Origin of the sequence: Kitasatospora sp. NPDC059571 (assembly GCF_042735675.1) — a bacterium.
Taxonomy (GTDB): Bacteria; Actinomycetota; Actinomycetes; order Streptomycetales; family Streptomycetaceae; genus Kitasatospora.
Window position 1 is genome coordinate 1 of the sequence record NZ_JBHWBW010000408.1, and the last position, 7,262, is coordinate 7,262.

General features: G+C 78.4%; 5 protein-coding genes and 1 pseudogene. 1 reads left to right on the top strand and 5 read right to left on the bottom strand.

Annotated features, from left to right (window positions below):
• Positions 1–491: pseudogene (locus ACFV0G_RS31275) on the bottom strand (hypothetical protein); the annotation flags it as partial.
• Positions 492–659: 168 nt separating this feature from the next.
• Between ACFV0G_RS31275 and ACFV0G_RS31280 the strand changes: the two are divergent.
• The gene (locus ACFV0G_RS31280; protein WP_380555313.1) at positions 660–3,191 is read left to right on the top strand and encodes a helicase-associated domain-containing protein; all 2,532 of its coding nucleotides are present in this window, start codon (positions 660–662) and stop codon (positions 3,189–3,191) included.
• 24 nt (positions 3,192–3,215) lie between these two features.
• Here ACFV0G_RS31280 and ACFV0G_RS31285 read toward each other — a convergent pair whose 3' ends face one another.
• From ACFV0G_RS31285 to ACFV0G_RS31300, 4 genes are read right to left on the bottom strand one after another with little or no spacing between them, the layout of a single operon-like run.
• Positions 3,216–3,491, bottom strand: a complete 276-nt coding sequence (locus tag ACFV0G_RS31285; protein WP_380555315.1) for a hypothetical protein — start codon at positions 3,489–3,491, stop codon at positions 3,216–3,218.
• Positions 3,492–3,539: 48 nt separating this feature from the next.
• Positions 3,540–4,787 (bottom strand): NikS protein, encoded by a 1,248-nt coding sequence (locus tag ACFV0G_RS31290; RefSeq protein WP_380555317.1) that lies wholly within the window; start codon positions 4,785–4,787, stop codon positions 3,540–3,542.
• Complete coding sequence (locus ACFV0G_RS31295; protein ID WP_380555319.1) at positions 4,784–6,043, bottom strand: ATP-grasp domain-containing protein; 1,260 nt, start codon at positions 6,041–6,043, stop codon at positions 4,784–4,786. The genes ACFV0G_RS31290 and ACFV0G_RS31295 overlap by 4 nt, the downstream gene beginning before the upstream one ends.
• A complete protein-coding gene (locus ACFV0G_RS31300; RefSeq protein ID WP_380555321.1) occupies positions 6,040–7,092 on the bottom strand; it encodes an acetyl-CoA carboxylase biotin carboxylase subunit family protein in 1,053 nt (350 codons plus the stop codon). The genes ACFV0G_RS31295 and ACFV0G_RS31300 overlap by 4 nt, the downstream gene beginning before the upstream one ends.
• Positions 7,093–7,262 lie beyond the last annotated feature (170 nt).

The following is a 7,262-nucleotide window of genomic DNA, read 5'->3' on the forward strand; positions in this document are numbered from 1 at the left end:
CGGCCGAACCGGCCGCGCAGCCCGGGGGCGGCCGGCTCCGCGGGCTCGGGCTCCGCCTCCGTGCGCGGCGCCGGCACCGCTGCGGGGGCGTTCCCGGAGTCGGTCCGCGGCTCGGGCTCCAGGTACTCCAGGTGGACGGTGTCCCAGCCGGGGAAGGTCAGTCCGGCCCCCGGGCGCGCGGCCGCGCCGAGCGCCGTGTCCGGGCCGCCGCCCGGCCCGCCAGGGGCCTGCGCCGGGCCGCTGCCGGGCGGCGCGTCCTGCCGCCCGCCGGGCACCTCGGCCCCCGTGTCCTGCGCCGGCTCGGGCACGTACACGCCCGGCTCGTCCGCAGCGCCGTCGTCGACCGGCCCGCGCGGTGCGCCCAGGGCCTTCCACGGCCCGGCCGACCGCCACCACTCGCCGCCGCCGCGCTTCGCCGCGCCGTCCGGCTTCGCCCCGGCGCGGTCCGAACCGCCCGCCGCCCCGCCGTCCGCCGCCCCGCCGTCCGCCATCGCCCGCACCCCTGCTCGCTCACCGGCCCGCCGACTGCCGACGCTACCCAGTGCCGGCCCGCCCGCGCGAGCCCTTCGGCCGCGCGCCGCGGCACCCGCCGCCACCGGACCGGACCGGCGGGCGCCGGCCCTGGGCTCCGGTCACCCGGGCCGACTAACCTGGGTCGGATGACCACGCAGCAGAGCCGGCCGTCCCGCAGCCGGGCCGGCGCCCCCCGTACCCTCGCCGAGGAGCTCCGCGCGCGCGGCGACGCGGAGCTGGCCGCCCTGCTGCGGGCCCGGCCCGACCTGCTGAACCCGGTGCCGACCGACCTCACCCAGCTCTCCGCGCGGCTCTCCGGCCGGGCCTCCGCGCTGCGCGCCCTGGAGCGGCTGGACCGGTTCACCCTCCAGGTCGCCGAGGCACTGGCCGCGGCGCCCGACGGCAGCCCCGAACAGACCGTCCGCTCGCTGCTGGCGGGCCCGGCCCGGGTCAAGCCGCACCCGCAGGCGGATCCGGCCGACCGGGCCGCGATCACCGCCGCGCTGCCCGGCGCGCTCGCCGAACTGCGCGCCCAGGCGCTGCTCTGGGGCCCGGACTCCGGACTGCGGCTGGTCCTCGCGGTCCGCGAGGCGCTGGCGCCCAGCGCCGCCAACCCCGGCCGGACGGGCCTGGGCCCGACCGTCGCCGAGGCCACCACCGGGATGTCCCCGGCCAGGCTCCAGGAGCTGCTGGCCGGCGCCGGACTGCCCGCCACCCCCGATCCGGTGAGCGCGGTGGCGGCGCTGGCCGCGCTGTTCGCCGACCGGACCCGCTGCGCGGCGCTGCTGGCCGAGGCCCCGCCGCAGGCCCTCGCCCTGCTCGACCGGCTGGTCTGGGGCCCGCCCACCGGCACCCTGCCGGACGCCGCCCGGCAGGTCACCGCCGACCGCGCGCAGTCCCCCACCGACTGGCTGCTGGCCCGCGGCATGCTGCTGCCCTCCGGCCCGGAGAGCGCGGTGCTCCCCCGCGAACTGGCCCTGCACCTGCGCGGCGGGCGCAGCCACCGGACGGTCGAGCCCGCCCCGCCGGCCCCGACGCCGGTCACCGAGCGCGACCCGCGGACGGTCGACACCACCGCCGCGGGCCAGGCGCACACCGCCGTGCGCACCGTCGAGGAGCTGCTCGACGCCTGGAGCCTGCAGTCGCCGCCCACCCTGCGGGCCGGCGGCCTCGGCGTCCGCGACCTCAAGCGGGCCGCGCTCACCCTGGACTGCTCCGAGCAGATCGCCGCCTTCTGGCTGGAACTCGCCTACGCCGCCGGCCTGCTCGCCCCGGACGGCGAGGCGGACGAGCGCTGGGCGCCGACCCCCGCGTACGACACCTGGCTCCAGCAGCCGACCGCGGAGCGCTGGGCCCGGCTGGCGGAGAGCTGGCTGGCGGCGACCCGGGTGGCCGGGCTCACCGGCAGCACCGACAGCAAGGGCCGGCCGCGGGCCGCGCTCGGCCCGGAGCTCGACCGCACGCTGGCCCCCTCGGTCCGCCGGGGGGTGCTGGGGCTGCTGGCCGGCCTGCCGCCGGGCACCGCGGCCGGCCCGGAGGCGCTCGGGCCGGTGCTGCGCTGGCAGCGCCCGCTGCGCGGCGGCGGCACCGCGCCGGACGGCCGCGACCTGCGCAGCCACCTCGTCGAGTGGACCCTGCAGGAGGCCGAGCTGCTCGGCTTCACCGGGCGCGGCGCGCTCTGCGGCCCGGCCCGGCTGCTGCTGCACGGTGACGACCCGACGCCGTCGCTGGCCCCGCTGCTGCCGCAGCCGCTCGACCACGTCATCCTGCAGCCCGACCTGACGGCGATCGCCCCTGGTCCGCTGCTCACCCCGCTCGCCCACGCGCTCGCGCTCTGCGCGGACATCGAGTCCAAGGGCGGCGCGACGGTCTACCGGTTCACCACCGAGTCGGTGCGCCGGGCGCTGGACGCCGGGCGGACGGCCGCGGACCTGCGCGCCTTCCTGGAGCAGCACTCGCGGACGCCGGTGCCGCAGCCGCTCAGCTACCTGATCGACGACATCGCCCGCCGGCACGGCGTGCTGCGGGTCGGCGGGGCCTCCTCGTACCTGCGGTGCGACGACACCGCGCTGCTGGCGGAGGTGCTGGCCGACCGGCGGTCGGTCGAGCTGCGGCTGCGGCTGCTGGCGCCGACCGTGCTGGCCGCCCAGGCGCCGCCGGAGACGCTGCTCTCGGTGCTGCGGACGATGGGCTACGCGCCGGCCGCCGAGTCCGCGGAGGGCGATGTGGTGATCACCCGCCCGGACAGCCGGCGGACCCCGCCGCGGACGGCGCCGGTGCCGGTGCCGGACGGCCCGGCGCGGCCGGACGACGCGCTGCTCGGGGCGGCGGTGAAGGCGATCCGGGCGGGCGACCGGGCGGCCACCGCGGTGCGCCGGGAGACGGTGGCCGGGCCGGCCGCGGGCGTGCGGCAGTCCGGCCCGGCCCGGACGGACCTGCGGCAGCTGCCGCGGACGGCCGCCGCCGACACCCTGGCCGCACTGCAGACCGCGGTGCTGCTGGGCGAGCGGATGTGGATCGGTTACATCAACGCCGAGGGGCTGGCCTCGCAGCGCGTGGTCGACCCGGTGAAGGTGGAGGGCGGGTACGTGACGGCGTTCGACCACCTGTCGGACGAGGTCCGCACCTTCGCCCTGCACCGGATCACCGGCGTCGCCGAGGTCGACGAGCCGGCCTGACCGACCGGCGGCGCTGACGCCCCGTCAGTGGCCCTGGGCGGCCTTGGCGTCCTGTTCGGCCTTCTGCTGCTTGGCCTGCTCGACGAAGGTCTGCGGGTCGGGGATCTTCGGCTGCACACCGGTCAGCAGGCCGGTGGCGGTGAAGGCGGTGGCACCCAGCAGGCCGCCGGGCTGGCCCATGTCGGCGACGGTGTCGAGGCCCGGCTCGGAGGCGGCCTGGGCGGGGCTCGCCCCGAGGACGGCGGCGAAGGCCGCTCCGGAGAGGGCGAGCCCGGCGAGGAGGCGGTTCGGCTTGTTCATGGCCTGCCCAACGAGCCGGCGGCCGGGCGGTCACCTGCCGGGGCCCGGTCAGCGGATGTCGAAGCCCTCCTGGCACCAGGCGTCGAGCTCGGCGAGCCGGGCGTCCAGGGTCGCGCGGTCGGGCGCGGCGACCACGAACGCGGCCAGGAAGTCCGAGGAGTGCCGGGCCGCTTCGAGGCGGTCGCCGACCGCCGCGAACAGGGTGTGCTTGACCACCCAGGGGAAGCGCTCCACCCCGGTCGGGACGGCGTGCACCGTGCCGGGCCGGCGCATCAGCAGCAGCTGCCCGCCGAGCCGGCCCGGCGCCAGCCGCCCCGCCGGGAGCTCGTCCGCCCCCAGCCCCAGCTGCCGGCGCACCTGGACCTCCGCCGGGTCGAAGCCGAAGAGCACCCGGTGCACGTCGCGGATGCCCGCGCCGCCGGCCCGGCAGGCGGCCTCGCACAGCACCAGCTCGCCGTCCGGGGTGACGAACACCTCGATGTGGAAGGCGAAGTGCTCCGGTCCGCCGAAGGCGTCGAGCACCCGCTCGCCGAACTCGACCAGCCGGGCCGCCAACGGGTCCGCCGGGTCGAGCGCGACGTCCTTGCGGCCGCTGCGGTCGGTGCCGAAGTCGGCCAGCGCGTACCGGTACTGGGACGGCCAGAGCGAGACGATCCGGCCGTCCAGCACGGTGCCGTCGATGTGGTGCATGGACCCGGGCACGTACGATTCGGCCAGCCAGCCCGGTTCGCCGTCGGCGCCGGCCGACAGGTCGGCGCGGGCCAGGTAGCCGGCGAGCTCCGGCCCGGTCCGCAGGATCTCCAGGCCGATGGAGGCGGCGCCGGCCCTCGGCTTCACCACGACCGGCAGGCCGTGCTCGGCGGCGAACTCCGCCAGGTCCTCGGGGCCGCGCAGCAGCGCGTACCGGGCGACCGGGATCCCGGCGGCCCGGGCGGCCTCCTTCATCGCCCACTTGTCGCGGTAGATGCCGACGGTGTCCGGCCGCTGGCCGGGGAGGCCGTAGCGCTCGCGCAGGGCCGCCGAGCGGGCGATGTCGCGCTCCTGCAGCGCGACGATCCGGCGCACCCCGTACCGCTCGACGAGTTCGGCGGCGCGGCGCTCGACGCCCGGGCCGGTGTCGTAGTCCGGGAGCGCCTCCACGTGCCGGAACCGCCCGCCCGGAGCGGGGAGTTCCTCGCCGTGGACGGCCAACTGCTCGTGCGAGGCGAGCAGCACCGCGTCGCCCGGGTAGCCCTCCAGCCAGCGCTCGTAGGGGCTGGCCGCGAAGGCCCCGCGGTGCAGGATCAGCACGGTCATGCCGAGGCCCCCACCAGCGCCTCGGACGCCACCTCGATCCGGATCCGCTCGCCGGCCAGCCGCTCGCACAGGGCGACGGCCGCGTCGGTGTCGGCGGCCCGCACGGCGAGGTGGCCGACCCGGTCCCAGTTGTCGTGCAGCGGGCGGACGGTGTCGCCCGGCGCGACGGTGACCTGCACCGCCAGCACCTCGGGCAGCTGCGCCAGCTCGGCCGGCCCGGAGACCGCGGTGACGGTGCCCGGCTCGGGCCGCAGGAAACGGATGCAGGCGGCGCCGGCCGCGGCGGGCCGGTCCGGCAGTTCCTCGACCAGGCGCAGCGGCCAGCCGAGGCCGTAGCGGACCAGGTCGATGCCGTACGCGGCGGCGACCAGGTCGGTGATCCGGTCGCCGCCGTTGCGGGTGTGCGACTCGATGACGGCCGGTCCGCGGCGGCCGAGCCGCAGCTCGGTGTGGGTCGGGCCGTCGGTCACGCCCATCACGTCGAGGAACTCGGTGACGGCGGCGACCACGGCGGCGTGCGCGGCCTCGTCGAGGCGGGCCGGCAGGGCGTGCCCGAGCTCCGCGAAGTGCGCCTCGTCGACCAGCTTCTCGGTGACGGCGACGACCACGTGGCGGCCGGCGAAGCTGAACGACTCGACGCTGAACTCGGGCCCGTCGAGGTACGCCTCCATCAGGAACTCGTGGACGGTGAACAGCGTGGAGCCGCGGTCGGTGCGGCGTCCGCGCATCTCCTCGATGCGCTCCCAGACCCGGTCGGTGTCCGCGGCGTCGGCGACCCTGAGCAGGCCGAAGCTGGCGGTGGCGCCGGTCGGCTTGACGATGAACGGGTAGCCGGCCCGGGCGCCGAAGGCGAGCAGCGACTCCCGGTCGGTGACCGCGGCGAAGTCGGTGGAGAGCCGTCCGTGGGCGGCCAGGTGGCGGCGCATCAGGCCCTTGTCGCGCATCCGGCGGACCACCTCGTGGCCGTTGCCGGGGAAGCCGAAGCGGTCGTTCAGCCGGGCCGCGGTCTCCAGGCCGCCCTCGGTGAGCGAGAGCACCGCGGCGAACCCCCAGACGGCGTGGGCGGCGTCGGCCAGCGGGGCGACGGCGTCCCAGTCGGTGTAGTCCACCATCAGCAGGGCGTCGGCCAGACCGGTCTGGAACGCGGTGATCTTGTCGCGGTGCTGGACCAGGACGACGGTCAGGCCGAGCGCCTTGGCCCGCTCCAGGTGGGTGTCGGTACCGCCGACGAGCAGCACGGTGCGGTTCGCGCTCACGGCACGAGTCCTTTCATCAGGCGTGGGTCGGTCGGGCTCGGCTCGGCGCCGAGCTCGCGGAGGACGGCGGCGACGCGTTCGGCGGCCTCGTCCGGGGTGGCGGCGTGGACCACCACGCGGCCGCGGTCGTCGCCGGGGCGGCCGGGCGGCGGCGGGGCCTGCAGGTCGTGCACGTGGGGCACGGCGCGCAGCCGAGCCAGGTCGGCCGCCGGGTCGGGGGCGCCGGCCGGCAGCCGGAAGAAGGCGACCCGGGCGTACCGTTGGGCGCGCACGGGCGGCACCGGCCGGCCGGCCAGGGCCTCGAAGAGGCCCGCCTCCGGGTCGAAGCCGGTGGCGACCTCGACCAGCAGCGGGATCCGGTCCGCGCCGCCGCGACATCGCACGCCGAGGACCCGGGGGCCGTGGTCGGTGAGGACCACCGTGGTGTGCGCCGGGCCGAACTCGTAGCCGGCCAGGTCCAGCAGGGCGGTGACGGTGCAGCGGATCAGCCGCTGGTCGCGCTCGGGCAGCGGCGCGGGGAAGAGGTGCCCGGCGGCGGGGGTGCCGGGCGGTCCGGCGCTCTGCCGGGCGGCGATGCCGAGGACGTGGTGGGCGCCGTCGACGGTGAGGGTCTCCACGCCGTACTGCGGCCCGGCCAGGTACTCCTCGACCAGGTACGGGCCGTCCGGCTCGGCGCGGCACCGCCAGTCGGCGAGCGCGGCCTCGTCCCGGACCAGCTCGGCCCCCGCGCCGGCGCCCGGCGAGGCGGGCCGCAGGACCACTGGCAGTCCGGCCTCGACCGCCCGCTCGACCGCCCGGCCGGCGCTCTCCGCGCGGACCGAGCGCACGGTGGAGAGACCGTTGCTGCGCAGCAGCGCGCGCAGCGCCGCCGGGTCGCTGAGGACGTCGACGGACCGGGCGGAGGTCGCGGCCAGGCCCAGCGCCTCGGCCGTCTCGGCCACCGGGCGGGCGAGCGCCGCCGCACCGAGGTGCAGCACCCGCTCGGCGCCGTGGCGGCGCGCGGTGCTGGCGATCAGGGCGCGCAGCGCGGCCTCGTCGCCGAAGTCCACGCTGACCTGCGGCCCGGCGGGGTGGCCCGTGACGCGCGGGGGCCCCGCGGGGGCGCGGGGGGGGGTGCGCCGGCTCCCCGGGCCCGGGGTGGGGCCCCCCCCGGGCCCCCCCCGCCGCGCGGGCGTGTCCTCGTTCGGCGTCAGCGGCACCAATGCGCACGCCATCATCG